This is a genomic window from Paenibacillus marchantiophytorum, from assembly GCF_014640555.1.
Classification (GTDB): Bacteria; Bacillota; Bacilli; order Paenibacillales; family NBRC-103111; genus Paenibacillus_E; species Paenibacillus_E marchantiophytorum.
Genome location: NZ_BMHE01000002.1, coordinates 338,912 through 364,121, shown reverse-complemented (window position 1 = coordinate 364,121; position 25,210 = coordinate 338,912). Strand labels below are relative to the sequence as shown.

The window sequence follows — 25,210 nt, the reverse complement described above, 5'->3', positions numbered from 1 at the left end:
TTTAGCCAAGAAAACCATTGACGAATGGTCGATTGATCTGATATGTTACCCATGGACTCTCCTTTGGTCGGGGTAACATGTCTGTAACTCGACCTTAGGGGTTTTTTTGTGTTTTGTCCAGAAAAACACATCATTTAATTACATATTTAGGAATATATTCTAACGAAATATTCATGTTAGGTTTTTTGCAAAGCTTCTGCTGAATTACCGTTCATGGTGCTCATCTCTACCCGTTAACACTGTTTTCCGATGTTTCCGCGTAATATTAGCAGCAATCCAGAAATATAAAGTTTAACTATAACCAAATAAGACCATGAGCTTAATAATGGAATGGTTTACGATGAAATTATAAGAACGAGAAGGAATTAACATGAAAAAAATGATGAATTCTACCATGCAAACGTATAAGGGGAAACACTTTCTTAATTCATAAACGGCATATCCCTTATATGTGTTTTTTAAATAACACAAAGAAGGGGGAAATTCGATGCGTCCTTCAGTTCATAAATTTTTCTCATATTACAAACCGTATTTACGCATTTTTATTTTAGTATTAGCCTGCTCCTTTATCACATCAGTTGTGACCTTGGTATTTCCATTGCTCGTTCGGTATATTACGAAAAATGTTCTGGAAGGAAATTCATCAACTGCTCTGGGTGAAGTGTATGAAGTTGGAGGGTTGATGCTCGTTTTAGTCGCGATCCAGAATATCGGTAATTACTTTGTGGACTACAAAGGTCATGAAATAGGCGCTCGCATGGAAAGCGTCTTGCGCAGTGAACTATTCGCTCACATACAGAAGCTGCCCCTTAGCTTTTACGATAAGGAAAAGACAGGCCGGCTCAACACTCAATTCGTCGGCGATTTCTCGCAAATCCGATTCTGCCAGCTCAGTGATAACTAAATGATATTTAAGGCTCAGTCCGGAGTTCTCTTCTCGATATCTGCAAATGCCTCATGAAAAGATCGTACCTTTTGTATTTTCAATGCATCCATATCTTCATCCAGCAGCTTATATAGTTCGAACTTTCCAACCATTTATTCGTACGTTTCAATACTCATTACAGCCAGATCATCGTGGCCATTCTTAGTCATATAGACAGGTTCATCATATATATGGCAAAAATCAAATATCTCGTTGTAATGATTTCTTAGATCTGAGCTTGGTCGAATAGTGGGCTTGTCAACTCATTTATGTAGCGATTCGCCTACTATTACAAAAAGGGCAGTCCCCAAGTCCGATGGACCTTGAGCAGTTCCCTTACGAACTCAATAACCTTTATTTGCTCAAAATGGGACATTTTAAAAATCCAACGAATTCCCGAGGCTTTATTTCATGCAAATGATCGCCATTCCGCCTATAAATGACTCGATAACGCCAATACAGTTCATTAGATCACCAAAGTAGCCATTTTCTCGTCTATAAGCATCCTCCAGTTCATTAGAATGACAGATGGATTGTGAGGCGGCTTTTCTCTAACTAGTTAACGCTGTTTTTAGAGCATTACTCATCCGTTCCGTCCGCGCGGGAGAACCCGCCGGGGTTCTCTCCCCTGGACTCCTAGAACGAAAAAAAAGAACATGTCCAATGACATGTTCTTTTTTTCCGTTCTATATGGAGCCTAGGGGGATCGAACCCCTGACCTCATCACTGCCAGCGATGCGCTCTCCCAGCTGAGCTAAGGCCCCGTAATGTCGTTTAATTCATGTCGACTTTTCGTATTATACATGAAATATAGGCCTCAGGCAAGTCCTTGGCGGAGATATTTTTGAAACCTTTTTATTTGCGTTGGTCATTTGACGTTTCTGTTGCAAAGTGGGGCAAACGTTGTTTTCAGCCTCTTATTCATGCTAACCTAGTAAAATAAACTAGTTGATCGTGTAGGAGTGACGGAACGTGTCGAATGCAGTGTTATATTGGGTGTTCTTAGGAATTGCTTTTGTAATCCCATTCGCGATTGGCGTGTGGTTAATGAGGAGAACGAATCGCTTAGGATTCTCTTTCTGGATAACGACGGCTTTGAATATTGTGTTGACGCTTGCCGCGGCATTGTGGTGGAAATCCGTGACTCCGGAGGGATTCTACATGATGTTCGGAATGGCCTTCTATGGCGTTTCTGCGGTGAATTTGATGGTTATTGAATTTTTTGCTTTGTTCAGTATTCGTAAGAAATTGAATCCATAAAGGGGAATTTTCACCTGTGAAGCTGTCATCTTCCAAGACCTATTTTTATTTATTTTTAGCTGCAGCCGTCCTTTGGATGGCCTTTATTTTTTTCAAGTCAGCAGAATCGTATGAGCAGCAGAGTATGCGGCCGCTTTTGGAATCCAAGTTCTCAAACGATTATTTACAAAAGAGTTTGCCTCATTTTGAATTTACCTATGACCACCAAAAGATTTCATGGCAGGACCCTGTCGGCGTTATCGAATTCTTCATAAGAAAAGCAGGGCATGTCAGCGAATACGCTATCCTAGCCCTGCTCTGGTCCTTAGCGCTTATGGCGAAGCAAGTTAAAGTCGTCATCGCACTGCTCACCTCCTCCTCCATTTCAATCCTTTATGCGGCATCCGATGAATGGCATCAAACGTTTGTTGCTGGTCGAACCGGACATGCGATTGATGTAGCCATTGATTCCATCGGTGTTGTTCTCGCAGTTCTCATCATCCTGATTGGCTTCGGAATCCGTCGATGGATTAAACGAAGAAGAATAAGCTAGTCAGCAGCATATAGACTTTTCTTTTTTTGACCGATTTGAATTTCCAAAGCTCGCGAGCTTCGATTTCCAAACCCTGTTGTTGCCATTGCATCAATTTCTCTGATGCGTAGAAGTCTGTTGATTGCATAATGATCACCTTCCTTTCTTTTCCTGATAGGTCTAGTTTACCTCTGGAATAAGGGGAACAAAAAGTGTATAATTCGATTTAACTATTTCCCCTTTTAAGGAAAGGATTGAATCGATGCAGCTTTTAAGCCATTTTTTCGAGCTCAGGGCCAGTTTTCCTCATGGCGTTGAGCAGGAACCACAGCCGATTACATTGGATGAACTCGCAGATCGTTTGTACTGTTCGACGCGGAACGTAAAAATTTTGCTGAAGAAGATGTGTGAGCAAGAGTGGATTTCTTGGAAGCCCGGCAGAGGCCGCGGGAATGTCTCGGAGTTAACTTTTCTCGTATCCGCTGAGGATATGATCTCGAAACAAGCGATGGCCTTGGCCAGTCAAGGCGATTATAAAGGGACTATTGAGTTGATTCACCAATTGGGCAAGGGAGAAGCGCTGCAAGATTCCTTCATCGATTGGTTATTCAGCTTCTTTGGCTATCGTGCTGTCGAATATGAAGAGCGTTATAAGGATACGCTGCGATTCCCCGTTTATAAGTGGCTGGTGTCGTTGGACCCGGCATTTTCTTTTTTCGCCTTCGACAGTCATCTGATCAATCAAATATTTGATACATTGGTTCAAAATAACTCGCAAACGATGGTGATTGAGCCCCATTTGGCCCATTACTGGGAGATAAGTGAAGATGGCCTGCATTACACCTTTTATTTGAGAAAAGGCGTTTTGTTCCATCACGGTCGAGAAATGACAGCCCACGATGTTCATTATTCGATCTCCAGGCTCAAGGATTTGGGTCTATCTGCGAGCCAGGGCTGGATGACGGAAACGATTGAGAATATGACGGTTTTGAACCGCAGCGCGATCGCTATAGAGTTGAAACAGCCGAATGTGCTCTTCCTTCAACAATTAGCTCACTCTTCGCTAGCTATTCTACCTGAGGAAATTTGCCGCGATAATGAGGACATTTTTGGGCGTATGCCCATCGGTACGGGGCCTTTTCGTTTGGAACGCAACGATGATTATATATGCAAACTTCGTGCTTTTGACAGTTATTTTGGTGTCAGACCCCATCTCGATCAAGTGGAAATTTGGCTGCTGCCGCCGGATTTATCTGAAGTGGGTCCGAGCTGGGATACGGTTCAGGTGCTGTGCGATCACAATAACTCCCGCAAACCCGTCGGTGCGGTTGGGAAAGATTCGGAGTGGCATCAGATCGAGCAGTCCATTCTCGGCTGCAGCTTGCTTACGTTCAACAGGAGCAAAAAAGGTCCTCAGCAGCACCCTAATTTTCGCAAAGCAATCGACTTAATTATTGATCGCGAGCGGATGATTGAGGAGCTTGGCGGCTTTCGTGAAGCCCCGGCGAGCAGCTTCTTGCCATCGTTGAATCAAAGTGGATCCGAAGCGCCCTATCGGACAGATTTTGCGGAAGCCAGGCGGTTGCTTGAAGAGATGGGCTATCGCGGGGAAGTTCTTCACATGTACATCTATAGCAACCACAACGAAGATGCCGTATGGATTTGTGAGCAATGTGCTCGAGCAGGCATAACCATTGAACTGATTACTCGCAGCAAGTCAGACATGATGAACCTGTCAACGATCATGGAATCGGACTTGATTTTCTATCACATTTGTATGGAGAGTGAATATGATCTTCATATTATCCAAACGTTGAAACAAAGCAACAGCTACGTCCGTGCCCATTTAGGCGAGCAGCGCATGGCTTGGGTAGACCTAGAAATAGATCAAATCCTCCAAAATCCAAATCGCGAGGAACGCATATGCAAGCTTCATCAATTGGTTGAAATTCTACAGGAAGAAAAATCCTTTCTTTTCGTGCTTCATCGTTCCCAGCAAACGACTTATCATAACTCGATCAAAGGCGTGAGTCTTAACGATCTGGGCTGGGTCGATTTTCGCAAAATATGGTTCGCGCCAGGCGGTTGATAAAACCTGTAAAACGGGAAATACTCTCTCTATGATTAAATTATTCGGAGGGTATGAACATGAAGAAAATCAAACAAGCCAATATCGTGCGTTACACTGAACGAAATGATGTTCGTTGCGTCGATATTGAAGTCAAAGCTGACGGTGTGCATGGTGTTTTACTCGCTGAATTCGCTGCGACGCTGGACCATGATTTTGATTTGAGACACGTTTACCGCAAAGATGCTTCAAGTGAAATCGACTGGTATGACAACAATTTACATGAAGCTTTTCAGGATGTGTCGGACGAATTGTTTCACAGCAAGTGGGTGGAACGCGAAGAATTCAAAGATGCTATTTTGGCGATTGGCACCATACGCACAGATTTGGAGGAGCATTTTAAACTGAGCCGTACGGCTTCTCTATTTCATACCGACGATGTCGAAGATCAAACTTTTTTACACTGAGTAAAAGAAAAAACGACCCTTTAAGGTCGTCTAACATAAGGCTCATAACGGGTTTCCATGGCATGCCAACGGGCATTCGCAACGAAGAAACCGATGAAAAAGAAGACGAGCAGGCGAATCGGAATCCAGACTGGGTTGAGTGCTTTGAAACTGATAATTTCGATAATGCTGGTTAAGATTGTAAGTCCAATGCCCCATGGGAGCAAGCCGAACAAAATTAAGTACTTGGATCGGCCTAGTTGTTTTCTTTTTTCCCAAAGCTCTTTGCGTGGATCGCTCATAAAGTAACTCCCTTTTTCTTTTTATTATAGCATAGGAAGTGGCCGGTCGCGATTTCATAGAATAGAGCTGAGCACCAACAGACCATTTTGATCAAATAACGGTTTATTGAGTTCGCAAAGGGACTTGCCTCAAGGTTCATTGACTTTGGGGACAGCCCTTTTTTGCCGTGATTGTTTTGCACGAGCGGCTGAATATTCTCCCTGTTTCGCATGCTTTCGCAGAAAATGGCATTAAATTTGCACAAACTCTTCTCTAAATCTACCCTTTCAATTATGATAGAAACTATACAACAATTTCCAAAACAGAGGAGAACTCAAATGTTATTGTCAAAAGGACAAAAAGTAGACGTTACCAAAGGTACAAACGTGTCTACACTTAGTCTGCGGTTTGGCTGGACCTCCACAGTGCCGGAAATGAATATTGATGCTGCCTGTTTTGTGCTGTCTGCCAGAAACCGTTGTGAACAGGATGAAGACTTCGTTTTCTACGGCAATCCGTCCGTTTATCATGGAGCTATCTCCCATCAGCAAATGGATGGTCATGGTACTGTCAAACAATTAATCCAAATTAACTTATCACAAATACCGCAGAACGCCGCTAAATTAGCATTCACTGTCACCATTCATGAAGCTGAAAAACACGGTTATATCATGAAAAATGTGTCTAATCTTTATGTCACCTTAGTCAATAATGAACGAAATGAAGAAATTTTCCGCTTTGACTATGGAACAGATTTGCACAAGGAGACGGCCATCGTAGCAGGGGAATTATACAGGCATAACGGGGAGTGGAAATTCAACGCTATAGGGAGCGGTTTTTTTGGAGGTTTGGCTGCTTTGTGCACGAGCTTTGGTTTGGAAGTAGAGGAAAATCCTCAAGCTCAGCAAGAACTTCCACTCCCTCTGGAAGAGAAATCGCTCTCAACCATTGATTTGCGCAAGAAGCTTGTACAAATCACATTGGAAAAGAAGCAATTGACTCATTTGACTGCGAGAGTCGGGCTAGTTCTTGATATTTCAGGTTCGATGAGACATCTATACAACAATGGAACTGTTCAAGAGGTCGTCGAGCGTATTTTGGCTGTAGCCTGTAAATTTGACGATAATGCCAGTCTGGATGTGTGGGTTTACGATAGTGAATTCAGCAGATTATCGCCTGCTACTGAAGCAGATTTCCACGATTATGTTCAAAAACAAATTATCAGCAATCGCAGTATTCATAAATTCGGTTATAATAATGAACCTCCTGTCATGAAGGATGTAATAAAGAAGTACACCAAAGAAGAAGTTTCTTCCCTTCCTGTATTCTTAGTATTCATTAATGATGGCGGCGTCTTGAAAAGTATCAAAAAAGTCATAACGGAAGCGGCTGTTCAGCCGATTTTCTGGCAGTTCGTCGGCATAGGCCATTCTGATTTCGAAGTACTCAAGAAGTTGGATACCATGGAAGGCCGCATTGTGGACAATGCTAATTTTATTCATATCGATGATATAGCCGCCATCTCCGATGAAACGTTGTACAATCTGCTTCTCAATGAGTTCCCGCAATGGATTAAAGAAGCAACAGAGCTGAGAATACTAAGGACTTAGTCCAGAACACAAAGAAGTGCACCTGCAAATCGCAGATGCACTTCTTTCTTTTATGCGTGGAAATCCTGTCCTGAGCGTACTTCTCTCACATATCCAGCGCGGATCACAAAGTCACCGAAGTGTTCGCCGTCCTCACGCTCTTTGGCATATTGGTTGATGATCGGTTTCAAGGAATCCAGAATCTCCGTTTCACCGATATTCTCTTTGTACAGTTTGTTCAGACGATTTCCGGTGTGGCCTCCACCCAAATACATATTGTATTTGCCTTGAGCCTTGCCGATGAACGCGATTTCTGCCAACATGGGGCGAGCGCAGCCATTCGGGCAACCCGTCATGCGGATGACAATTTCTTTCTCCCGCAGGCCAGCTTCATCCAGCATGGGTTCAAGCTTATCGATCAAAGACGGCAAGTAACGTTCGGATTCAGCCATAGCCAATCCACACGTTGGGAACGACACGCAAGCCATGGAACTTCTGCGCAGAGCGGAGTAATGAAGCCCGTCGGTAAGTCCATACTCTTTGATCAATTCCTCAATCTTTTTCTTCTTCTGACTGCTAACGTTGCCGATAATGAGGTTCTGATTCGCGGTCAAACGGAAGTCTCCCGTGTGCACTTTGGCAATTTCGCGAAGTCCCGTCATCAAGAAGAAGTTGTCATCGTCTTTCACACGGCCGTTTTGGATAAACAGGTTGAAGTGCCATTTGCCATTGCTTCCTTTTACCCAACCATAACGATCTCCATTGTTGTCAAAATGGTAAGTCCGCGCTGGTTCCAAACTCCAACCCAAACGAGCTGTCAGTTCGCCTATGAACCAATCGATGCCGCGGTCATCAATCGTATATTTGAAACGTGCATGCTTGCGTACAGAACGATCGCCGTAATCACGTTGAATCATAACCGTCTTCTCCGCCAAATCAATCATCTGTTCCGGCTTGATAAATCCGATAACTTGGGCAACTTGCGGATACGTCAACGTATCGCCGTGACTCATCCCCATGCCGCCGCCAACGGAAACGTTGAAGCCTACAAGACGTCCATTTTCAACGATAGCAATGAAGCCCAGATCCTGAGAAAAAACATCCACATCGTTAGAAGGAGGAACAGCAACACCAATTTTAAACTTACGCGGCAAATAGACATGTCCATAGATAGGTTCTTGCTCTACGCCATCCAAGCTGTCTACGACTTTCTCGCCATCAAGCCAAATCTCATGATAGGCTTTGGTGTGGGGGTCGAGATGATTGCTCACGCGGCTGGCCCATTCGTAAACTTCTGCATGAACATCGGATTGAAACGGATTCGGATTACACATGACATTACGGTTTACGTCTCCGCAAGCTGCTAATGTGCTTAACAAAGCATCGTTCACTTCGCGAATTGTTTTCTTCATGTTCCACTTGAGAACGCCATGCAATTGGAAAGATTGACGCGTCGTTAAACGAATTGTACCGTTGGCAAATTTCTGAGCAACGCGATCCATCATAAGCCATTGATCAGGCGTTACGATCCCGCCCGCTGCGCGGACGCGAAGCATGAACTGATAAGCTGGCTCCAGCTTCTGCTTTTGTCTTTCATTGCGCAGGTCGCGATCGTCCTGCATATAGCTGCCGTGAAATTTCATTAAACGATTATCGTCTTCGGGAATCGAGCCTGTGATCGCGTCTTTCAGCGTTTCTTCCAGACTCCCCCGGAGGTAATTACTTCTGATCTTGATTTCCTCTACATCGCTATGCGGTGCGCTATTTGTTGATACTAAATTATTATCTGACATTGTCGGCCTTACTCCTCTCGCGATCTCTGAGACATAGGTTTAGTAAACTTGGCGTTTAGTAAACATCCCTTTGATAACGTTTTTGCTGTTGCATGCGGGTCAAATATTCAGCAGCTTCTTCCGGACTGAAACTTCCTTCTTGTTCAATGATCGCTGCCAAGGTTGCGTGAACATCGTGAGCCATTTTCTTTTCATCGCCACAGACGTAAACACAAGCTCCTTCTTGGAGCCATTTGTAAAGCTCAGCGCTTTTCTCAAGCATTCTATGCTGTACATATACCTTCTGGTCAGTGTCGCGGGAGAATGCAACATCCATACGCGTCAACACCCCATTCTTGAGCCACTTCTGCCATTCAACTTGGTAAAGGAAATCGGTGGAGAAATGTTGATCACCATAGAAGAGCCAGGATTTCCCCTCAGCTCCAAGCTCCTCACGCTCACCCAAGAATGCGCGGAACGGAGCAACGCCCGTACCTGGACCAATCATGATGATCGGCGTTTCTGGATTTTCGGGCAGCTTGAAGTTCGGATTGTTCTGAATATAAACCGGCAGCGCATCGCCAGCTTGAATACGTTCTGCGAGTTGTACGGAGCAAACGCCATAACGTTCTCTGCCCTGCGCCTCATAACGAACCGTGCGAACGGTAACGTGCACTTCGTCTGGGAAGGATTTGAAACTGCTCGCGATGGAGTACAAGCGTGCAGGCATTTTCCGAAGAATTCCAACAAATTCTGCAGATGAGACACCTTTCAGCGCATAATCCTGTACCAAATCAAGCAAATCGCGTCCAACAAGGTACGATTTCAAATCTTGTTCACGTCCTGCCGCTAGCAGTTCTTGCAGCCCGCTGTTGGAAGTAAGTTTGACAACTTGCTCCAGTAACGGTTTCGTCAAGACGGTAATTTCATAATTGCGAAGCAAAGCATCCTGTAGGGAACGCTTTTCACCATTTTTATTTATCGTTACAAGCTCATCGGATTTCCATCCCATAGCTCCAATTAATTCTTCGACAAGACGCGGGTGATTCTCTGGGTAAATACCCAAGCAATCGCCTGGCTCATATTGTAAGTTTGATCCTTCGAGCGAAATCTCAAGGTGACGTGTTTCACGGTCGGAACCACGCCCGTTCAGGTTCAAATTCTCCAGAACTTCTGCCTGAAACGGATTCGTTCTCGAAAATTCGGATTCGGCTGCACTCTCTCCAGCATGATCGACAGCGCTAACTGCAACGGATGCGGATGAAGCTTGGTTAAGAGAACCCAAAACAGCGCTGATCCACTCCCCAGCAGGCTCATCGAAATCAACGTCGCAATCCACTCGAGGAGTTAGAAGTTTACCGCCTAGTTCAGCCAGACGATTGTCGAAATCTTTGCCTGTCTGACAGAAGAACTCATAGGACGTATCTCCAAGGGAAAGCACGGAATAACGCAGATCTTCCAACTGAGGCGCACGTTTGCTATGCAGGAACTCATGGAAAGAAATAGCGTTGTCAGGCGGATCGCCTTCCCCATGCGTGCTCACCAGAACAAGCAGGTTTTGTACTTTTTTGAGATTGTTCGGCTTGAAATCCGCCATCGAGGAAAGCGTTACCTGAAAGCCGCTGTCTTCCAGCTTTTTCGTAACCTTTTTGGCTAAACCTTGAGATTTGCCGGTTTGGGAGCCGAAAAGCACAGTTACTTCCTTGGAAATGACCGGCGCGTTCGCCGCCAAAGTCACAACCGGACTTCCTGTAGCCGCCCCCGCTGTTGCGCTTACTGCTGATCCTTGGGTAGCCGCAAGATACCCGTTCAGCCAGATCCGTTGTGTTTCCGACAATGTCGGTAACAGACGGTTCAGCAATTCTACTTGTTCCTGGTTAAAAGGACTGTTTGTTACTTGAAATTCCAAGAATATCCACCTCTCGTAGCCTGCATTGATAAGAAACCCTTTACATATCTCACTATTCACTCATCTGAACCTACCATGCTTGAGAGATCTGGTCAATTAGAATGAACTTATAAGATCTATCAGTAATCCTGATAAAGAAAAATAACCTTATAAGATCAGGTTTTTCTAACCCCCGCGCCAGCTTATCAAGATCCAACGAAATGTCTGTCTAGGCTATTATAACAGATCGTTACAACTCGCTGAACTACCTCATTTGGCGGACAATTTCGTTTGGCGGCTATGTCTAGGATAGAAGCAATAGATAGCTGCGGTTAATCCTAGCAAAAGCATAATTCCCGCGAACCACGGATGATACAACAGTGTCGAGGTCGAATCCAACAGATATCCGCCTGCTCCCGCTCCGGCTGCCAATCCTAGATGTACGATGGACGTATTCAAACTTAGAACAAGATTGGCGGATTGCGGAGCTTGCTGAATGAAGTAACTTTGCACAGCAGGACCGCTGATAAACATCGACAACACGATAAAACCGATCAATAGCAGGCTAAGCGGCAGCGAACCAACAGCGACGGGCAGCAAGGCTGCAGCTGTAATTTGTACAATTAAACTCATCGAAACCATGCGGGCAGCCCCCCATTGATCAACACCATATCCTCCAAACTTGGAACCGATTGAGCCAACAACGCCAAGAACAAGCATGACCAAGCTAATCGCGGTCGCTTTGAGCTCAAGAATCTCTTGCATAAATGGTGTCATATATGTGAATAGAATGGAGCTTCCGGATTCTTTGAAAAGAGTAATAAATAGCCCGCTTACAATGGCAAAGCTGCCCAATACTTTAAATTGTTTCATAAAAGAAATGGGCGCATCCCCCTCAATTTCCGGTACAAGTCGATAGATGCTATAAGCAATCAACAAGCTAAGCAAACTCAGTATGACAAAAATAGCCTGCCAACTGAGCCATTTCGTTATCAAGATTCCCATGGGCACTCCCAAGATCATTGCTGTGCTAAAGCCAAGAACAATGGTGCCAATCGCACTGCCCAATTTCTCTGGAACGACCAGCTTCGCGACAGCCCCGAATACCGTGACGAAATAGACTCCAGCACTGATCCCAAGCACGATTCGAGATAACATTAGCAGTACGAATGTCGTGCTCAAGGCCGACAATAAGCTTCCCATGATAAAGACGAACAGCGAGCCAAAGAGTACCTTTCTACGACCCATTCGGGCAGTCAGCGAGACCAGGATAGGAGTTCCTACGGCAAAGGATAGGGAATAAGCGGTAATTAATTGCCCAGCAAGGGCTAAGGATACATGCAGATCTTCAGCAATATACGTAAGAATACCAGAGACAATTAATTCAGCTGTAGCTGTTAAAAACACCCCAATTGTAAGCATATAAATCGTCATGCGATTCATTATAATCATCCTCCTCAAGATCTCTTGAGTGTATTATAATGAAGTTGCATACTTTAGGTAAGAAGGCAAAGCAATTGGTCTTTATCCAAATATTTTGACTACCTATACAATAGTAAGTTGGTGAATGAAGCATGGAATCAACGGAAAAAGAAGCACAAAATTCCTCGGCCATTTGTTCGGTGCTGCAAATATTAGGGGCCAAGTGGTCCTTCTTGGTAATTGCTGAATTGGCCAAAGGACCAAGACGTTTCCAGCAGCTGCACAGAGATCTGGCTATCGTTAGGACTCAGTCATTAACAGACGCGCTTCGCCACTTGGAGAAAAATGGCATCGTCCGCCGAGAGGTATTCCCCACTGTTCCTGTGTCCGTTGAATATTCACTAACGGCCAAAGGCGAGGATTTTCAATCCTCTCTGAAAGAGATGGAGAAATGGTCGCTCAAATGGGGTGCCCAAACCACGGAATAAGCGGCTTCGCTGATCAAGTTTCCTGACATCTTGCTACCATAAATTTCTGTGAAAAGGAACTACAATCCGCTAATTGACCCAAAAACCGATATTTGCAGTTGAAAGGGAAATAGGATCCCTTATTTCACCTCTGCAAGGCGAAAATCCTTCAAACTAGGCAAATTAGCGTACCCTAGTTCCCCTTGACTAGCCGAATGCCTGTTTGGATTAGAAATAAGGGAACGTAGTTCCCTTTCGCGGGTTTAGTAGTAGTCGGGGCTGTCGGGGCTGTCGGGGCTGTCGGGGCTCTCGGGGCTCTCGGGGCTCTCGGGGCTGTCGAGGTTGTCGGGAATTCGAACATTAATTCTTCAACCAAAGGCTCCAACCTGGCGCTTCAATGATCTTTCATTTGACATAATAATGTAACAATGTTATAAAATTATTGAATAGCACTCGAAGTAAGAGAGTGCTAACGCAGTCATTCGCAAGAACTTATGAACCCATTACATCGTTCAAATTTGAAAGGAGATCTCCCCGTGGAAAAGAAACAATTTCAGGCTGAATCCAAAAGACTTTTGGAAATGATGATTAACTCCATTTACACACAAAAAGAGATTTTTCTGAGAGAACTCATCTCCAATGCAAGCGATGCCATCGACAAGATTTATTACAAGGCATTGACGGATGATGCGTTGGTCTTTGATAAAGATAGCTATTTCATTAAAGTTGTAGCTGACAAAGCTAACCGTACGTTAACGATTCGCGATACAGGAATTGGGATGACCAAAGAAGACCTGGAGAATAATCTGGGGATCATTGCCAAGAGCGGATCACTGGCCTTCAAGAAGGAAAACGAAGCGAAAGACGGACACAACATCATCGGTCAGTTCGGTGTAGGCTTCTATTCGGCGTTTATGGTCGCAGATGTCGTTACGGTGACCAGTAAGGCTCTGAACAGTGATGTGGCTTACAGATGGCAATCTACGGGCGCTGACGGGTATACGATCGAGGCTTGCGAGAAAGATTCTGTGGGTACCGAAATTGTTTTGACAATCAAAGATAACAGCGAAGATGACAACTATGATGAATATTTGGATGAGTATCGCTTAAAGGCGATTATCAAAAAATACTCTGATTTCATCCGCTATCCGATCAAAATGGACATTGCCGGCAAACGCTTGAAAGAAGGCAGTGAAAGTGAATTCGAGGATTATGAAGAAGAACAGCACGTGAACAGCATGGTGCCGATCTGGCGTAAAAACAAAAGCGAGCTCACACCGGAAGATTACGAAAAGTTCTATCATGAGAAGCACTACGGCTTCGATAAGCCGCTCAAGCACATTCATGTCAGCGCCGATGGTGCTGTGATTTACCAAGCCATTCTCTTTATCCCGGAAAATATGCCTTTTGACTACTACTCCAAAGAGTTCGAAAAAGGTTTGGAGCTCTATGCCAATGGTGTCTTGATCATGGATAAATGTGCTGATTTGCTGCCGGACTACTTCAGCTTCGTGAAGGGTATGGTTGACTCTGAAAGCTTATCACTGAACATTTCCAGAGAAATGCTGCAGCATGACCGTCAATTGAAGCTGATCGCCAAAAATATTCAAAGCAAGATCAAAGGCCAGCTGCAAAGCTTGTTGAAAGACGAAAGAGACAAGTACGAGCAGTTCTATAAAGCCTTCGGCCGTCAATTGAAATTCGGTGTATACAGCGACTACGGCACTCACAAGGACGTCCTTCAGGACCTGCTGATGTTCTACTCCTCCAAGGAGAAAAAGCTCGTCACGTTGGATGAATACATCGCAAGGATGCCGGAAGATCAGAAGTATATCTATTATGCTTCCGGGGAATCCATCGAGCGTATCGATAAGCTTCCACAAACGGAAATTGTCTCTGAAAAAGGCTACGAATACTTGTATTTCACAGACGATATCGATGAGTTTGCGATCAAAATGATCATGACCTACAAAGAAAAAGAATTTAAATCCGTATCCAGCGGCGATCTGGGCATTGAGGCAGACGACAAGGAAGCGGAAAACGAATCCGACAAGAACGAAAACCAGGAGCTTTTTGACTACATGAAGAACCTGTTATCCGGCAAAGTGTCCAATGTGAAAGCATCCAAGCGGTTGAAAACTCACCCTGTCTGCTTATCCACGGATGGCGATGTAACCATTGAGATGGAAAAAATCTTAAATGCGATGCCGAACAATCCGAATGTGAAAGCTGAGAAGGTATTGGAAATCAATATCAACCATGACGTTTTCGCCTCACTGAAAGACGCCCTTGCCAAAGATAAGGATAAGCTGAACCTGTACACAGCTCTCCTCTACAATCAAGCGCTCTTGATCGAAGGCTTGCCGCTGCAGGATCCGGTTGAATTCACAAACGATATTTGCAAAATCATGGTTTAATGAAAGAAAGATCCTCAATTTCCCGATTTTGTGGAATTGAGGATCTTTTTGCATCCATACCTATGCGAACCGTCAACTCTGATAATCCGGCGATAGCTCCTTGTCATCGGTCTGTTTGGTTGCTTGCACATTTGAGTACACATAAGCCAGTAAGCGCTCTTGATCAATTCCCAGTGAATAAGCAACCTTAACGATATCTAACTCGCAAGAAATATGGGGAATTGGATTAGAATTGACGGACATATGTTTCAACCATCCTTCGAATAAATGTAATTGTTATTAATGCAACCTGATCCTTAAATGTGATATAGTTTTGATACAAGCATGAATCGGTACGATAAAGGCAAAACCATTGAAAAGTGGTGACGCAAAGCTATAGGGACTAAATTGACATGTCACAATGGTCAAGATGTCAGCCAGCTACCGGTATAGCCTCCGTCCGATTCATGTAGAAAGCCTAGGAGGAGATAATAATGATGGGTAAAATCACGTTAGATGGCGCAATGAGTTTGGATGTCAGGCAATTGATTGAACATTTGCATCTTCCTGAGAGCGATATTCTGGACATGTTCTCCTTTAAGTTTGATGACAATCTTTTGACCCCTGAAGAATCCATTCGATTTATACATTTTCTGCGAAGTGAATTGGACAATCGTACTCAATAAAAGAATTATGCAACAACGCAATCAAAAATACAGTCGGTTGGTGTCTATAAAATAATTTTTTTTCAATTCATGATAATTAAGTAATTGCTGAATTTATAAGCTTGCAAAAGAAAAAGACAACGGGAAACCCGCTGTCTTTTTCTACTTTTTTGTCAGATTTCGTAATTGCAAACCACCAGCGCTGCCGCTGTGATTTATTCTTGCGGGTGCAACTTACAGCTATTTATTTATCCCGGAGCAATCCGGAATCATGCTTTCCCAGAATTTGCGTGAGCTCCTTCAAGAACATGTTAATATCTTTAAACTGCCGATAGACGGAAGCGAAGCGAATGTACGCCACTTCATCGACGGGGTACAATTGCTCCATAACGATTTCTCCGATGCCCAGACTTTCGACTTCAGCATGAGCTGTCGTGCGCAGCTGCATTTCGACCTCGGATACGATCATTTCCAATCGCTCCATAGAAACAGGCCGCTTCTCACAGGCGCGAATCAAGCCCCGCAAAATTTTCTCTCGACTAAATTCTTCCCGGCTGCCATCTTTTTTAATCACGATAAGCGGAGTTTCTTCCACCATCTCAAAGGTTGTGAATCTTCTTGTGCATTTTTCACATTCACGACGCCGACGAATCGATTTATTTTCATTCGCAGAACGGGAATCAAGCACTTTCGTACCGGAATAGTCACAAAACGGACATTTCATTCGCTTTTCACTCCTTTCTCTCCTGGTTGAATGGTTGAAGGATTACCATATGTTACAAGTTATGAACTTCGCAGTTTTGCGCACAATACTAGTACCAACCGACAAGGAGGTGAACAGACATGAGCGCAGGACAATCCCGCAGCAGCAACACATTAGTCGTTCCTCAAGCTAACGCAGCGTTGGATCAGTTGAAATACGAAGTAGCTCAAGAGCTAGGTATCTCTATCCCACAAGATGGATACTACGGTAATATGGCTACTCGTGACACTGGTGCCATCGGTGGTCACATTACTCGTCGCCTGGTACAAATCGCAGAACAATCTTTGGCTGGTCAATTCAAGTAATCTTGAAGATTAGCTTCTGAATCTGCCAAACAGGAAGTATTGGACTCTAGGCCCCCACAAGGAGCTAGTCCAATGCTTCTTTGTTTTGGTTGGGGAGAGCTCCCCAGCGCTCGGAATAAAGATTCGTATACTTCTCATAATAATACAAAACTCGCTGAACATAATGACGCGTCTCACCAAACGGAATTTGATTGATGTTCGCTTGGGTGCCGTCCCAAATGTCATTTTGCTTCCACTTATTCACATTACCCTGACCCGCATTATAAGCGGCAATCGCATAAACCAAATTGCCATTGTAATGCTTCTGCAGCCAACTCAGATACCATGACCCCAAATTAATGTTCACATCTACTTCGAGTAAATCCTTTTGTGCATGCGGCTCTAGTTTTGTCGATTCCACAATCCAGTCTGCCGTATCCGGCATGAGCTGCATCAGACCTAACGCGCCTTTTTTGGACTCCAAATGGTGCTTATAGTTCGTCTCGACACGAATGATTGCAGCAATAAGAAAAGGATCTATATGGTGTTTCGCCGCGCTCTGCCTGATTTCCTGCTCAAAGTAGATCGGATACAGCTTTCTCCCGATAAATGAACTGTTCATAAAGAGAACCACGATGAAACAGACGAGTAAAAGGGCAAAAACGCGTTTTTTACGCAAAAACGTCATGAGAGCCCCTTCCTTAACCAAAATCGCTCTACTTCAGATTGGGTCTGTTCCCATGACCCGCTGTTGTCAATCACGATATCAGCCAGTTGGCGTTTCTCTTCAATCGACATCTGAGAGTTAATCCGCTTATTGGCCTCGGACTCGGTTAATCCGTCTCTGTGGATAAGTCGTTCCAACTGAACATGACGCGGCACATAGACGACTAAGACTTCTTCAAACATAAAGCTCAAATTTGATTCTATCAATAAAGGGACATCCACCACAACCAGCCTGTTCGGATACTGCTGCTCGTAGGCTTCCATCTGTTCCCGCATTTGTTTACGTATAGGGGGGTGTAGAATACTTTCCAACTGTTTCCGTGCTTCTGTCTGACCAAAGACGATTTCACCTAGTTTTTTGCGATGAAGAGAACCATCTGGTTGCAGAACTGCTTGTCCAAAGTGGGCTGCAACCTGTTCAAGAACAGGGCTGCCGGGCTCGACAACATCACGGGCGATTTGATCCGCATCTACCAATAGAGCGCCGCGGCTAACCAGCATGGCACTGACCGTGCTTTTGCCGCAGGCGATTCCTCCTGTTAACCCGATATTCATGGGCAGTTCTCTCCTAATTAGACTATAACATTTTCAAAAGACCCATCACGATAAGGACACATCCTGGGAGAATCGACAGCTTCTTCATCCACTTCATCTCTGCATACCGGAAGCCAATCCGCAGTCCCAGAGCAATAAAGGAACCACTCGCAATCGAAATCACAGAAGCCGTCAATAAAGGTACAAAACCAATCAAGGCCGCACCAATCCCTGCGCCGAAAGCATCGAGCGAAAGTGCCAGACCAAGCAGTGTGGCTTCAGACGCTGAAATATTTCCGGACTTGTCGACATCGGCAATTGAGGGTGTGCGCAATATTTGAATCACCAAACCGAATCGTTTCAACTCTATGTTCAAAATTTCCTTGGTTCTTTGCAGCGTGTCATAGGAAGCGAGTTCGTTAGCCCCCAATGCTCTCATGGCTGAATCAGCCTGCATGCCGCTTACCGAAGCTTGCTCCGTCAACTTGCCGGACTCTTCCTGAGACTTCTGCCTCGTTTGCGCCAATGCCCAGGCGCCGATTCCGATCAGAATAAAAGCGCCAATCCGCTGAGCAACGATAGGTGACAAGAAAGAGGACATCAGCACGCCAATTTGCATCGAGCTATAAATAATGATACCAGACCATAGCGATATAATTCCAATGGAGAGGAGCGGAATACGTATTTTGCGCAGCCCATACATCACACCAACACCGAAACCATCCAATGAAACTGCAAAAGCCAGAATAAGTAAAGAAATGACAGGAAGCATAATACCCCTCCTAAGAGTGTTACCCGGCAAACGCGCTAAGGAAGCTGTTTATCTGGGCTAAGTACTCCATATCATATGGGAAGGGTATGTCTCACGTGCCTATTTCTCTAACTTCTTTCGAATACGCTGACGTTTGAGCGGCTGGCAGAGCGGACAGATATGCGTGCCTCTACCGCCAACGACGGTCTTGTAAATTTCTGTCCCGCATGTATTGCAAGCTTGCGACTGTCTGCCATAAATGTTCAATTGATGCTGGAACAAGCCAATTTCCCCTTGTCCGTTCACATACGATTTAATCGAAGAGCCTCCCACTTCCACCGAGTCGCTCAGCGTCTTGATGATGGCTGCATGAAGGAGAACGAGTTCTTTCCTGCTCAGCGACGACGCCTCCCGTTCAGGATGAATGCCCGCCAGAAATAAGGACTCGTCTACATAAATATTCCCGATACCGACAATATATTCTTGGTTCAGCAGGAGCGGTTTAATCTTGGTGGACTTATGAGCAATCCGTTCGCGGAAAGCTTCGAAAGTGAAGGCCTCGTCGAGCGGTTCAAGCCCCAGCTTATGCAGCGGTGGCTGCGTTAATTCTTCGCCTCGCGGGAACAGATGCATCGTTCCAAACTGACGCACATCCTTGTAGCGAAGTTCACTATCGTCCGTGAAACGGAACAATACATGGGTGTGAAGCTCTAAGGGATCATTGGCGTCATATACCCCGTAGCGGCCTTCCATTCGCAAATGGGAGACCATCACATAATCGGTAAGAATGAACCGCAGGAATTTCCCTCTGCGTTCGATGTTTTCGACGGTCTGCCCTTGCAGCAAAACCTCAAAAACTTGGATATCATCAGGTTTCTGAATAATGCGCGGCAATCTGACCTGAACATGTGCAATCGTTTTTCCGGTAATTAAAGTATTCAGCGTCCGTTTGACCGTTTCGACTTCAGGTAGTTCAGGCACGGATGTTCACCTCTTTATGGTGGAATGTGAAGACTTACTTGGCATCGTACCAAGTAAGTCCATAATCAACGTCCGCGCTAAGCGGAACGTCGAGTGGAAGCGCTGATGCCATGACTTCTGGGACGAGACGGCGCATCGTCTCCAGTTCATGTTCCGGCACTTCGAAGACGAGCTCATCATGAACTTGAAGCAGCATGCGGCTCTTCAGCCCATCTTGCTTCAAGCGTTCCGCCATCTGTACCATGGCCAGCTTAATAATATCGGCCGCCGTCCCCTGGATTGGGGTGTTCATCGCCGTGCGCTCCGCAAAGGAGCGCAGATTGAAATTCGATGCCGTAATCTCGGGCAAATAGCGGCGGCGCTGCAGCATGGTGGTCACAAACCCATCTCGGCGAGCATCCTTCACGATATCGTCCATATATTTGCGAACCCCTTGGAAGACAGCAAAATACTGTTCAATGAACTGCTCTGCATCCTTGCGGGAAATGTCCAAGTTCTGAGATAAACCATAGCCGCTGATGCCGTAAACAATACCGAAGTTAACGGCTTTGGCTTGGCGGCGCAAGTTCGAATCGACGGCGCTCTCCTCGACGCCGAAGACATCCATCGCCGTCTTCGTATGAACGTCCATATTCTGAAGGAACGCTTCCTTCAGTTTCTCATCCTGCGAGATGTGCGCAAGCACGCGTAGTTCGATCTGCGAGTAATCCGCGGCAAGAATGTACCATCCAGGCTCGGATGGAACGAAGACCTTGCGGATCTTGCGCCCTTCCTCCAGACGAATCGGAATATTCTGGAGGTTCGGGAACTGGCTGCTGAGCCGGCCTGTGGCGGCAATGGTCTGCCGGTAATAGGTATGCACCTTGCCGGTCTCCGGCCGCACCTCTTTCAGCAGCCCTTCGACGTACGTCGATTGCAGCTTCGCGAGCTGACGGTAGTGCAGGATCTGCCCTACGATTTCATTGTAGGGCGCTAGACGTTCCAGCACCTCGGCATCCGTCGAGTAGCCGGTTTTGGTCTTCTTCCAAGCTGGCAGCCCCAGCTTCTCGAACAGAATCTCGCCAAGCTGCTTCGGCGAGTTGATGTTGAACTCGACGCCAGCGAGCTTGTAGATGCTGGCCATGATCGTGTCGAGCTGCTTCACCAGCTCGACACCAAGCGCTTTAAGGCCCTCAGCGTCCACGAGGATGCCTTGCAGTTCCATCTCGGCAAGAACACCCGCCAGAGGCTGCTCAAGTTCGTAGAAGAGGCTCTGCATGCCGCTCTTCTCCAGTTCTTCGCGCAGCACCGGTACGATGCGCGCAACCGCCATCCCTTTGCGGCCCAGATGGTCGCTAAGCGCTGTCAGTTCCGGCAGGCGAAACTTCGCCCCTTTGCCGAATACTTCTTCGTCGGTTTTAACGCCTGGCAAACCGTACTTATAGGTCAGGCCGCTTAAGCTCAGATTCGACTCTGTCGGATCCAGCAAATAAGAGGCCAAAAGCGCATCGAAATCCACGCCAGCCAGCGTGATGCCTTGCCATGCCAGCACCAAACGAGCACGGTGCAGGTCGAAGAGCTGCTTTTTCTTGGACGCATCGCTGAGCCACGTGCGCAGCGGCTCTCCCGCTTCGCTTTTCAGCAATGAGATAGGCACGTAATAGGATTTATTCTCCGCCCCGTCATCAACAAACCATACCACGCCAACAGGCGCAGCCTGATGTGGATTTTCACCAACCGCTTCCACGTGAATCGCAGCGCTGTCGCTTAATTTCCCGACAAGATCACCTACATTCGTTTCCGTCACAGCAACGGCTTCCAGACTCTCCACAACCTGATCTTCAGCTACGGCGCCAGGACCGAAATCCATCTTCTCTAGGAGCGATTTGAATTCGAGTTTACGAAACATCCCGGATAAAGCTTGTCCATCAAAGCCGTCATAGCGATACGAATTCCACTCGGTTTCCATGGGGACCTCACGGAATATCGTCGCGAGTTCTTTACTCATGATCGCATCTTTGGCATGTTCTTCGACTTTTTCCTTCATTTTGCCTTTGAGACTTGCGGTATTGGCAAGCACTTCTTCAACCGAACCGAATTCATGCAGCATTTTCAGTGCGGTTTTTTCGCCAACGCCGGGAATCCCCGGAATGTTGTCTGAAGTATCGCCCATTAGACCTTTGAGGTCAATGATTTGCGCAGGCGTCAGCCCATACTTATCTTTGATCTCTTGCGGATTGTACAGTTCTACTTCCGTGATGCCTTTGCGCGTAATGGCTACGGTCACATGATCGGAGGCCAACTGCAGCATATCCTTATCTCCCGAAACCAGCAGCACTTTCTTGCCTTTTTCATCAGCTACTTTGGTCAGCGTACCGATGATATCGTCAGCTTCATAGCCTGACAGTTCAAACTGTGTAATTTTGAAAGCCGTCAGAAGTTCTTTGATTAGTGGAAATTGCTCGGAAAGCTCCGTCGGCGTTTTGGCTCGGCCGCCTTTGTACTCCGTATATTCTTTATGTCGAAACGTTATTTTCCCCGCATCGAAAGCAACGAGAAAATGTGTCGGTTTTTCTTCTTCAATGAGCTTGAGCAGCATAGTTGTAAAGCCATATACCGCATTGGTATGCAATCCGCTTGAATTGCTTAGCAGCGGCAAGGCATAGAAAGCTCGATTCGCAATAGAGTTTCCATCAATAATTATAAGCTTATCCATAAGTTCGCACCCCGATTTTTGACATACTTCCTTCATCATAGCATACGAAATTAAAATAAAAAAACGGTTCCGCACATAAACATAAAAGGAAAGCATGATTGGATGGCTAGGACTTCAGAAGGAGGTTCTCCGTATGAGCCCTTTTTTCTCACCAACACGTAAAAAATTCATCTTTTTTGATATGAACAATACGATTCTGGATCGCAGACAATGCTTTGATTCGGCCTTTCTTGAGGTTATGAACGACTACACGGCGAGGTGGGAGCCGGATGAGTCGCAGTTTTCCGTGCAAGATGCTCTGCAGAGCTACAAGATGGAATGGAGCCGTCACCGCAAGGCTCCGATTCGGAGCCCGATTTCACCGGATGAGCTGCGCCATATTTGTTTGCGCAAAGCGCTTCAGACCTTGCCAGTGAATGTGAATCCCATGTTTACGAGGGCTTTTTTTGAACAGGTGGAAGAACAGGAGGATAACTTCGTGGCACTCTTTCCGGGTGTCGAGGATACCCTGGAAGCCTTATCTCAGAACTATCAACTCGCGATCATAAGCAATGGGAATCGAAGGCGACTGCAGAATAACTTGGAGAAAATGAAATTGACACCTTGGATTGACCAGAACCGGCTATTCAGCTCCGAAAAGGATGGTCCGCGCAAACCGCACCCTGCGATCTTCGAAAGTGCTTTAAGGTCCATGAGCGCGGTTCCAAGCCAATGTGTGATGGTCGGTAACTCGTGGCGGAATGACGTTGTAGGGGCCGCCTCAAGCGGCATGGATGCCATCTGGATTCATCCGGGGAATATTAAGAAAATTTCCGAGCGGCGCATCGGTAAGCAGAAAGTCATTATCATTCGTTCTTTTAAACAACTCGTCTATACCTTCTAGGCGTTGTTTGTCAGCCAATATTTTGAAAATAATAAATGCTGCCTTGATGCGCTTTGGCTTTCTTCTTGAGCGTCGCGGCCGTGTGTGAAATATGTTCGAGTGAAATGGGAGTTTCACAGCTGCAAACGACGAGCGAAAGCGATAATGTGACTCCCTCGCTTTTTACCTTATTCCCGCTCCGATCCCAGACATATTCCCATTCTTCCTCTTCATAAAACAGCTTAACGCCTTGTTCAAAGCGACGAATCATCTCCTGACACAACTGCTCAGGTTCCCGCGTGACAGAGATAGCAATGAAATCATCGCCTCCCACATGCCCCACAAAATCGTGCGGGGTTCCACATACGGCAATCGCCTGCTGCATAATATCTGCGGTATATTGAATCAACTGATCCCCTTTTTGGAAACCGAAACGGTCATTGAACCATTTGAAATAATCCAGATCTGCGTACACCACGTGAAATGGCTTGCTCTCATTGATCCGTTTGGTTAATTCCCGATTGATTTGCAAATTGCCTGGCAGTCCTGTTAACGGATTCGCCACACGCGCGGATTCCATCCGTACATTCGTAATACTTTCCAGAATGGTCCTAATAGAAGCTGCTCCCGCCATCTTCCCGTAGCTTGTAATGATGACAAGGTCATACAAATGATGAATGGACCGCGAAGTCGCCATTTGGGACACTTGCTCAACAAACATGAACTCATCCACAATGAGCGGGGCTTCATCCATGATGCCATCAATCGTCCGATTCCAAAATAAGGAGAAGGCGTATTGACCTGCCAAATGCTGGAACAGGCGCTCTCTCATCACGAGTCCTACAGGTACTTCCTCGCTCGTGATAACAACACCCACGGCATCTTGATTCTTTTTGAAATAATCCGCGACCTCCGAAATCAGCACTCTTTTGTCAAATACCTGGACTGGTGTAGCCAAATCGCCAATATTCCACGTCATACTGAGACCTTGCACTTTGCGGTGCTGCCAGATCAGCATGGCCAAATGGTCATGCACCTTGGCGGCGGACACTTCGGGTTTGCCCAGCAAAAACCCTTGCGCGTAATGCACGCCGAGTCTAGTTAGTTTAATCAATTCATCTGCATGTTCGATTCCTTCGGCAATCAGGGAAATGTTCATTTTTTGGGCAAAAGTAACGAAGGTTTCCAGGATGTACTCTTTCACCTTGCTTTTATGGATATGTTCAATGAGCGAACGATCAATTTTTATAAAATCAGGCTGCAGCTCGGCGATCGCTTGAAGGGAGGAATACCCGGCCCCCGCATCATCGATGGCAATCCGATAGCCCTGCTTGCGGTAATGCTCGAGCATTTTTTTGGCCAATGAAAAATCTTCAATTGAACTTCTTTCCGTTATTTCAAATACAACGTTGCTCGGATTCAGGCCATGCCGCTGCAAAATCTCCAGTGTTTTGCCTGGAATAAACCCTGGATCATACAAGACTTGTGAAGAAATATTAATAAAAAGCAATTGCTGAGGATGCTCCAAAATGGATCCTTGAATGGCTTTTTCACGAGCCAACTGTTCAAGCGGGTAAAGTTCACCCTCTTGCTCTGCGAATTGGAACATCGCTAGCGGGGAATGGAACGGGCTCTCTTTGGGCCCGCGAATCAAAGCTTCATACCCCATTACTTGTCCGTCCTGTAAAGATACAATGGGTTGATAAACGGAATATAGGAGCTGCTCCCTGATTATCTTATGAAACTGGTCAAGCATTTCTGACTGAGCCTTCATGTCCATCATCCCTTATTTGTTATTCCGTATATGATCAGTCTATCAAACCAAATAGCTTCCTTTATTATCCTTATGTAAAATCTTTGTAAAGACTTCAAATAAAAAAGAGGGAATTCCATTTTTTCCACGAAAAGAGAAAAGGAGAATCG

Annotated in this window: 25 protein-coding genes, 1 tRNA gene, 1 pseudogene and 1 riboswitch; of the genes and pseudogenes, 12 read left to right on the top strand and 15 right to left on the bottom strand. The window is 45.6% G+C overall.

Annotation, left to right across the window (positions count from 1 at the left end; all coding sequences use genetic code 11):
• The first annotated feature begins 487 nt into the window (after positions 1 to 487).
• Positions 488 to 904: an ABC transporter transmembrane domain-containing protein gene (locus tag IEY34_RS04020; protein ID WP_189007911.1), complete on the top strand. Its 417-nt coding sequence runs from the start codon at positions 488 to 490 to the stop codon at positions 902 to 904.
• Between the two features lie 134 nt (positions 905 to 1,038).
• Here IEY34_RS04020 and IEY34_RS37475 read toward each other — a convergent pair whose 3' ends face one another.
• Together IEY34_RS37475 and IEY34_RS04010 are read right to left on the bottom strand one after the other, a co-directional pair.
• Complete coding sequence (locus tag IEY34_RS37475) at positions 1,039 to 1,173, bottom strand: type II toxin-antitoxin system Phd/YefM family antitoxin (RefSeq protein WP_189007994.1); 135 nt, start codon at positions 1,171 to 1,173, stop codon at positions 1,039 to 1,041.
• Between the two features lie 443 nt (positions 1,174 to 1,616).
• Positions 1,617 to 1,689: transfer RNA gene (locus tag IEY34_RS04010), tRNA-Ala, on the bottom strand.
• Positions 1,690 to 1,897: 208 nt separating this feature from the next.
• On the opposite strand from IEY34_RS04010, the gene IEY34_RS04005 reads away from it, so the two are divergent.
• A complete protein-coding gene (locus IEY34_RS04005) occupies positions 1,898 to 2,185 on the top strand; it encodes a hypothetical protein (RefSeq protein ID WP_189007909.1) in 288 nt (95 codons plus the stop codon).
• Positions 2,186 to 2,201: 16 nt separating this feature from the next.
• Positions 2,202 to 2,717, top strand: coding sequence for a VanZ family protein (locus IEY34_RS04000; RefSeq protein ID WP_189007906.1), 516 nt, complete (start codon positions 2,202 to 2,204; stop codon positions 2,715 to 2,717).
• Here the strand turns inward: IEY34_RS04000 and IEY34_RS03995 are convergent.
• Positions 2,695 to 2,844 carry a hypothetical protein gene (locus tag IEY34_RS03995; RefSeq protein WP_189007904.1) on the bottom strand — a complete coding sequence of 50 codons (150 nt, stop codon included), beginning with the start codon at positions 2,842 to 2,844 and terminating at the stop codon, positions 2,695 to 2,697. The genes IEY34_RS04000 and IEY34_RS03995 overlap by 23 nt on opposite strands.
• A gap of 114 nt (positions 2,845 to 2,958) precedes the next feature.
• On the opposite strand from IEY34_RS03995, the gene IEY34_RS03990 reads away from it, so the two are divergent.
• Positions 2,959 to 4,785 (top strand): SgrR family transcriptional regulator, encoded by a 1,827-nt coding sequence (locus IEY34_RS03990; protein ID WP_189007901.1) that lies wholly within the window; start codon positions 2,959 to 2,961, stop codon positions 4,783 to 4,785.
• 59 nt (positions 4,786 to 4,844) lie between these two features.
• Positions 4,845 to 5,231: a hypothetical protein gene (locus tag IEY34_RS03985; protein ID WP_189007898.1), complete on the top strand. Its 387-nt coding sequence runs from the start codon at positions 4,845 to 4,847 to the stop codon at positions 5,229 to 5,231.
• 20 nt (positions 5,232 to 5,251) lie between these two features.
• Here the strand turns inward: IEY34_RS03985 and IEY34_RS03980 are convergent, their stop codons facing one another.
• On the bottom strand, positions 5,252 to 5,512 hold the full coding sequence (locus IEY34_RS03980) for a hypothetical protein (protein WP_189007895.1): 261 nt from the start codon (positions 5,510 to 5,512) through the stop codon (positions 5,252 to 5,254).
• A 210-nt stretch (positions 5,513 to 5,722) separates the two neighbouring features.
• Here IEY34_RS03980 and IEY34_RS36515 point away from each other — a divergent pair.
• Positions 5,723 to 6,352: pseudogene (locus tag IEY34_RS36515) on the top strand (TerD family protein); the annotation flags it as partial.
• A 63-nt stretch (positions 6,353 to 6,415) separates the two neighbouring features.
• Complete coding sequence (locus tag IEY34_RS36510) at positions 6,416 to 7,102, top strand: vWA domain-containing protein (RefSeq protein ID WP_229757460.1); 687 nt, start codon at positions 6,416 to 6,418, stop codon at positions 7,100 to 7,102.
• A 50-nt stretch (positions 7,103 to 7,152) separates the two neighbouring features.
• Here the strand turns inward: IEY34_RS36510 and cysI are convergent, their stop codons facing one another.
• The 3 genes from cysI to IEY34_RS03960 form a co-directional block, all read right to left on the bottom strand.
• Positions 7,153 to 8,874: an assimilatory sulfite reductase (NADPH) hemoprotein subunit gene (gene cysI, locus IEY34_RS03970; protein ID WP_189007888.1), complete on the bottom strand. Its 1,722-nt coding sequence runs from the start codon at positions 8,872 to 8,874 to the stop codon at positions 7,153 to 7,155.
• A gap of 55 nt (positions 8,875 to 8,929) precedes the next feature.
• On the bottom strand, positions 8,930 to 10,762 hold the full coding sequence (locus tag IEY34_RS03965) for an assimilatory sulfite reductase (NADPH) flavoprotein subunit (RefSeq protein WP_189007885.1): 1,833 nt from the start codon (positions 10,760 to 10,762) through the stop codon (positions 8,930 to 8,932).
• A 249-nt stretch (positions 10,763 to 11,011) separates the two neighbouring features.
• Complete coding sequence (locus IEY34_RS03960) at positions 11,012 to 12,184, bottom strand: MFS transporter (RefSeq protein ID WP_189007882.1); 1,173 nt, start codon at positions 12,182 to 12,184, stop codon at positions 11,012 to 11,014.
• Positions 12,185 to 12,315: 131 nt separating this feature from the next.
• Between IEY34_RS03960 and IEY34_RS03955 the strand changes: the two genes are divergently transcribed.
• Positions 12,316 to 12,651: a winged helix-turn-helix transcriptional regulator gene (locus IEY34_RS03955; RefSeq protein ID WP_189007880.1), complete on the top strand. Its 336-nt coding sequence runs from the start codon at positions 12,316 to 12,318 to the stop codon at positions 12,649 to 12,651.
• A 515-nt stretch (positions 12,652 to 13,166) separates the two neighbouring features.
• Positions 13,167 to 15,047, top strand: a complete 1,881-nt coding sequence (htpG, locus tag IEY34_RS03950; RefSeq protein ID WP_189007876.1) for a molecular chaperone HtpG — start codon at positions 13,167 to 13,169, stop codon at positions 15,045 to 15,047.
• A gap of 72 nt (positions 15,048 to 15,119) precedes the next feature.
• Here the strand turns inward: htpG and IEY34_RS03945 are convergent, their stop codons facing one another.
• On the bottom strand, positions 15,120 to 15,290 hold the full coding sequence (locus tag IEY34_RS03945; RefSeq protein WP_189007873.1) for a hypothetical protein: 171 nt from the start codon (positions 15,288 to 15,290) through the stop codon (positions 15,120 to 15,122).
• Positions 15,291 to 15,379: 89 nt separating this feature from the next.
• A riboswitch (cyclic di-GMP riboswitch) is annotated at positions 15,380 to 15,475 on the top strand.
• A 45-nt stretch (positions 15,476 to 15,520) separates the two neighbouring features.
• Here IEY34_RS03945 and IEY34_RS03940 point away from each other — a divergent pair.
• Positions 15,521 to 15,712, top strand: a complete 192-nt coding sequence (locus IEY34_RS03940; RefSeq protein WP_189007870.1) for a hypothetical protein — start codon at positions 15,521 to 15,523, stop codon at positions 15,710 to 15,712.
• 223 nt (positions 15,713 to 15,935) lie between these two features.
• Here the strand turns inward: IEY34_RS03940 and nrdR are convergent, their stop codons facing one another.
• Positions 15,936 to 16,415: a transcriptional regulator NrdR gene (gene nrdR, locus IEY34_RS03935; protein ID WP_189007867.1), complete on the bottom strand. Its 480-nt coding sequence runs from the start codon at positions 16,413 to 16,415 to the stop codon at positions 15,936 to 15,938.
• A 119-nt stretch (positions 16,416 to 16,534) separates the two neighbouring features.
• On the opposite strand from nrdR, the gene IEY34_RS03930 reads away from it, so the two are divergent.
• Positions 16,535 to 16,759 (top strand): alpha/beta-type small acid-soluble spore protein, encoded by a 225-nt coding sequence (locus tag IEY34_RS03930; RefSeq protein WP_079414920.1) that lies wholly within the window; start codon positions 16,535 to 16,537, stop codon positions 16,757 to 16,759.
• 64 nt (positions 16,760 to 16,823) lie between these two features.
• Here IEY34_RS03930 and IEY34_RS03925 read toward each other — a convergent pair whose 3' ends face one another.
• The 5 genes from IEY34_RS03925 to polA form a co-directional block, all read right to left on the bottom strand.
• On the bottom strand, positions 16,824 to 17,426 hold the full coding sequence (locus IEY34_RS03925) for a lytic transglycosylase domain-containing protein (RefSeq protein WP_189007864.1): 603 nt from the start codon (positions 17,424 to 17,426) through the stop codon (positions 16,824 to 16,826).
• Positions 17,423 to 18,019 (bottom strand): dephospho-CoA kinase, encoded by a 597-nt coding sequence (gene coaE, locus IEY34_RS03920; protein ID WP_189007861.1) that lies wholly within the window; start codon positions 18,017 to 18,019, stop codon positions 17,423 to 17,425. Before coaE ends, IEY34_RS03925 begins: the two co-directional genes overlap by 4 nt.
• A gap of 22 nt (positions 18,020 to 18,041) precedes the next feature.
• Positions 18,042 to 18,770 carry an MntP/YtaF family protein gene (locus tag IEY34_RS03915; protein ID WP_189007859.1) on the bottom strand — a complete coding sequence of 243 codons (729 nt, stop codon included), beginning with the start codon at positions 18,768 to 18,770 and terminating at the stop codon, positions 18,042 to 18,044.
• A gap of 99 nt (positions 18,771 to 18,869) precedes the next feature.
• Positions 18,870 to 19,730: a DNA-formamidopyrimidine glycosylase gene (mutM, locus tag IEY34_RS03910; RefSeq protein ID WP_189007857.1), complete on the bottom strand. Its 861-nt coding sequence runs from the start codon at positions 19,728 to 19,730 to the stop codon at positions 18,870 to 18,872.
• 34 nt (positions 19,731 to 19,764) lie between these two features.
• A complete protein-coding gene (gene polA, locus IEY34_RS03905; RefSeq protein WP_189007855.1) occupies positions 19,765 to 22,425 on the bottom strand; it encodes a DNA polymerase I in 2,661 nt (886 codons plus the stop codon).
• 133 nt (positions 22,426 to 22,558) lie between these two features.
• Here polA and IEY34_RS03900 point away from each other — a divergent pair, with 133 nt between their 5' ends.
• A complete protein-coding gene (locus IEY34_RS03900) occupies positions 22,559 to 23,308 on the top strand; it encodes an HAD family hydrolase (protein WP_189007853.1) in 750 nt (249 codons plus the stop codon).
• 10 nt (positions 23,309 to 23,318) lie between these two features.
• Here the strand turns inward: IEY34_RS03900 and IEY34_RS03895 are convergent, their stop codons facing one another.
• Positions 23,319 to 25,061 carry a GGDEF domain-containing protein gene (locus IEY34_RS03895; protein WP_189007851.1) on the bottom strand — a complete coding sequence of 581 codons (1,743 nt, stop codon included), beginning with the start codon at positions 25,059 to 25,061 and terminating at the stop codon, positions 23,319 to 23,321.
• Between the last annotated feature and the right edge of the window lie 149 nt (positions 25,062 to 25,210).

Excerpts from the sequence above, each read along its gene's own strand:
- IEY34_RS04020 (WP_189007911.1), top strand. The coding sequence starts at position 488 with ATGCGTCCTTCAGTTCATAAATTTTTCTCATATTACAAACCGTATTTA.
- IEY34_RS03995 (WP_189007904.1), bottom strand. The coding sequence starts at position 2,844 with ATGCAATCAACAGACTTCTACGCATCAGAGAAATTGATGCAATGGCAA.
- IEY34_RS03990 (WP_189007901.1), top strand. The coding sequence starts at position 2,959 with ATGCAGCTTTTAAGCCATTTTTTCGAGCTCAGGGCCAGTTTTCCTCAT.
- IEY34_RS03985 (WP_189007898.1), top strand. The coding sequence starts at position 4,845 with ATGAAGAAAATCAAACAAGCCAATATCGTGCGTTACACTGAACGAAAT.
- IEY34_RS03980 (WP_189007895.1), bottom strand. The coding sequence starts at position 5,512 with ATGAGCGATCCACGCAAAGAGCTTTGGGAAAAAAGAAAACAACTAGGC.
- cysI (WP_189007888.1), bottom strand. The coding sequence starts at position 8,874 with ATGTCAGATAATAATTTAGTATCAACAAATAGCGCACCGCATAGCGAT.
- IEY34_RS03960 (WP_189007882.1), bottom strand. The coding sequence starts at position 12,184 with ATGAATCGCATGACGATTTATATGCTTACAATTGGGGTGTTTTTAACA.
- IEY34_RS03955 (WP_189007880.1), top strand. The coding sequence starts at position 12,316 with ATGGAATCAACGGAAAAAGAAGCACAAAATTCCTCGGCCATTTGTTCG.
- IEY34_RS03945 (WP_189007873.1), bottom strand. The coding sequence starts at position 15,290 with ATGTCCGTCAATTCTAATCCAATTCCCCATATTTCTTGCGAGTTAGAT.
- IEY34_RS03940 (WP_189007870.1), top strand. The coding sequence starts at position 15,521 with ATGATGGGTAAAATCACGTTAGATGGCGCAATGAGTTTGGATGTCAGG.
- nrdR (WP_189007867.1), bottom strand. The coding sequence starts at position 16,415 with ATGAAATGTCCGTTTTGTGACTATTCCGGTACGAAAGTGCTTGATTCC.
- IEY34_RS03930 (WP_079414920.1), top strand. The coding sequence starts at position 16,535 with ATGAGCGCAGGACAATCCCGCAGCAGCAACACATTAGTCGTTCCTCAA.
- IEY34_RS03925 (WP_189007864.1), bottom strand. The coding sequence starts at position 17,426 with ATGACGTTTTTGCGTAAAAAACGCGTTTTTGCCCTTTTACTCGTCTGT.
- coaE (WP_189007861.1), bottom strand. The coding sequence starts at position 18,019 with ATGAATATCGGGTTAACAGGAGGAATCGCCTGCGGCAAAAGCACGGTC.
- IEY34_RS03915 (WP_189007859.1), bottom strand. The coding sequence starts at position 18,770 with ATGCTTCCTGTCATTTCTTTACTTATTCTGGCTTTTGCAGTTTCATTG.
- polA (WP_189007855.1), bottom strand. The coding sequence starts at position 22,425 with ATGGATAAGCTTATAATTATTGATGGAAACTCTATTGCGAATCGAGCT.
- IEY34_RS03900 (WP_189007853.1), top strand. The coding sequence starts at position 22,559 with ATGAGCCCTTTTTTCTCACCAACACGTAAAAAATTCATCTTTTTTGAT.
- IEY34_RS03895 (WP_189007851.1), bottom strand. The coding sequence starts at position 25,061 with ATGAAGGCTCAGTCAGAAATGCTTGACCAGTTTCATAAGATAATCAGG.